Below are 2,176 nucleotides of genomic sequence, written 5' to 3'. Positions count from 1 at the left end.
AGATGGACATGCGCCGGGCAATGGGCCTGCATCGCCGCCATCGCGCTTTCCTTTACCGAGCCAACATCGCTGAGGATGGCCGCGGGCTTGAGATGAGGCGCGAGGGCTTTCGTGGTCGCTTCGATGGCGCCGACGGGAACGGCGATCACCACGCAGTCTGCTTCGGCGACGGCCTTTTCCAGGCTGTCATGGATCGTACCGAGTCCGAGTTTGCCGGCTGTGGCGCGAACGGCATCATCCTGATCGAACAGGCTGATCTTCGACGCCGCACCGTTTTCCGCCGCCGCGCGCGCCAGGGACGATCCGATCAGGCCGATGCCGATAATGGCAATCTCGTCGAAGACGGGCGCGGTCACGTCTCAGCCCGCTTTCGAGAAGGCGTCGAAGGCTTCGAGAACCTCGTCATTCGCCTTGGTCGTGCCGATGGAGAGGCGCAGGCAATTGGGCAGGCCATAGGCATTCATGTCGCGAATGACGATGCCGCGCTGGCGCAGGAACTGGTCTGCATCCGGCGCGCGTTTGCCGTCGCGGTCCTCGAACTCGATGAGCAGGAAATTGCCAACGCTTGGATAGACCTTGAAACCCATGTCTTCCAATGCTGGCTTCATCCGGTCCAACTCCGAATTGTTATGTTCGACCGAGCCGGTGACGAACATGTCGTCGGACAGCGCGCCAATAGCCGCGGCCTGAGCCACAGACGTCGTGTTGAACGGGCCGCGCACCCGGTGGATCGCGTCGATCACGCTTTCAGGCCCGTAGGCCCAGCCAATGCGCAGGCCGGCCAGACCGTGGATCTTTGAGAAGGTCCGTGTGACCAGCACATTCGGCGCTTCACCGGCGAGTTCCATGCCAGCGGCGTAGTCATTCTTCTGAACGTATTCGGCATATGCGCCGTCGAGGACAAGCAGGATGTCATCGCGCAGGCCGTTATGCAGGCGCTTGACCTCGTCATAGGGAATGTAGCTGCCGGTTGGATTATTCGGATTGGCCAAGAAGACGATCTTCGTCTTGTCGGTCACCCGCTCCAGCATCGCGTCCACATCGGCTCTGAGTTCGTTCTCAGGCGCGCTGACGCATTTCGCGCCCGACTGCTGCGCCACGAGCCTGTAGACGAGAAAGCCGTGTTGCGACTGGATGATCTCGTCGCCCGGCGAGAGATAGGCGCGGCCGAGCAGCTGAAAGATTTCGTCAGACCCTGCTCCGCAGACAATCCGGTCAGGATCAATGCCGTATTTCTTGCCGATGGCATCGCGCAGCTTCACCGCCCCGCCATCGGGATACATTTCCAGATGCTCAGCTGTCTGCGCCAGTGCAGCACGCGCAGCAGGGCTGCAGCCCAGCGGGTTTTCATTGGAGGACAGCTTCCAGCCGTGATCCAGTTTCTGCCCGCCCTTATAGGGGGTGATTTCAAGTATGTTTGAAAGCGGCTTTGGCCCGGTCATTCATCTTGCTCCTAAATCTGCCTTCCTCGTGATCAAAGACGGAAGGAAAATCAAGTGACAGCCTGCGGACGCGGCGTTTTGGCTTGACTTCACAGGGCGCTGCAGACACCTCAAGGCGCGATGCCCGCCGACCGAAGCATATCTGTTGCAGATGTTCAGCATCTGACCCTGAAAGACCCGCTACCGCTCGATTGCGGAGAGCGGCTTGATGGCGTGCGCATTGCCTATGAGACCTGGGGTGAGCTTAACGCAGACAAGTCCAACGTCATCCTGATCTGCCACGCGCTGACCGGCGACCAGTTTGCCGCGAGCGAGAACAGTGTGACTGGCAGGCCGGCCTGGTGGTCGCGCATGATCGGCCCCGGCCTGCCCATCGATACAGACCGGTTTCACGTCATCGCGACCAACGTGCTCGGCGGCTGCATGGGCACGACGGGGCCGGCCTCGGATGGGCCAGACGGCAAGCCATGGGGCACGCGTTTTCCGGTGATTACCATCTCAGACATGGTCCGCGCGCAGATCGCCTTCATTGATGCGCTCGGGATCGACAGCCTGTTTTCCATCATCGGCGGCTCGATGGGCGGGATGCAGGCGCTGGACTGGGCGGTACTCGCGCCAGACCGTGTGTTCAGCTGCATTCCGATCGCCACAGCGGCGCGCCATTCAGCGCAGAACATTGCCTTCTACGAGGTCGGACGCCAGGCCATCATGGCTGATCTCGACTGGTGCGACGG

Annotated in this window: 3 protein-coding genes; 1 reads left to right on the top strand and 2 read right to left on the bottom strand. The window is 61.2% G+C overall.

The annotated features are described in order from the left end of the window. Together WA989_RS07970 and hisC are read right to left on the bottom strand one after the other, a co-directional pair. On the bottom strand, window positions 1-356 hold a 356-nt coding region (locus tag WA989_RS07970; protein WP_424339972.1), incomplete at its 3' end, for a prephenate dehydrogenase/arogenate dehydrogenase family protein. 3 nt (window positions 357-359) lie between these two features. Beyond that, window positions 360-1,442, bottom strand: a complete 1,083-nt coding sequence (hisC, locus tag WA989_RS07965) for a histidinol-phosphate transaminase (protein ID WP_424339971.1) — start codon at window positions 1,440-1,442, stop codon at window positions 360-362. Between the two features lie 120 nt (window positions 1,443-1,562). Here hisC and WA989_RS07960 point away from each other — a divergent pair. Continuing rightward, window positions 1,563-2,176: homoserine O-acetyltransferase family protein (locus WA989_RS07960; protein ID WP_424339970.1), on the top strand; the 614-nt coding region annotated here is incomplete at its 3' end.

It is taken from the genome of Henriciella sp. (assembly GCF_049649345.1).
Taxonomy (GTDB): Bacteria; Pseudomonadota; Alphaproteobacteria; order Caulobacterales; family Hyphomonadaceae; genus Henriciella.
The sequence above is the reverse complement of the archived record's forward strand: the minus strand, read 5'-3'. Positions and strand labels throughout refer to the sequence as shown.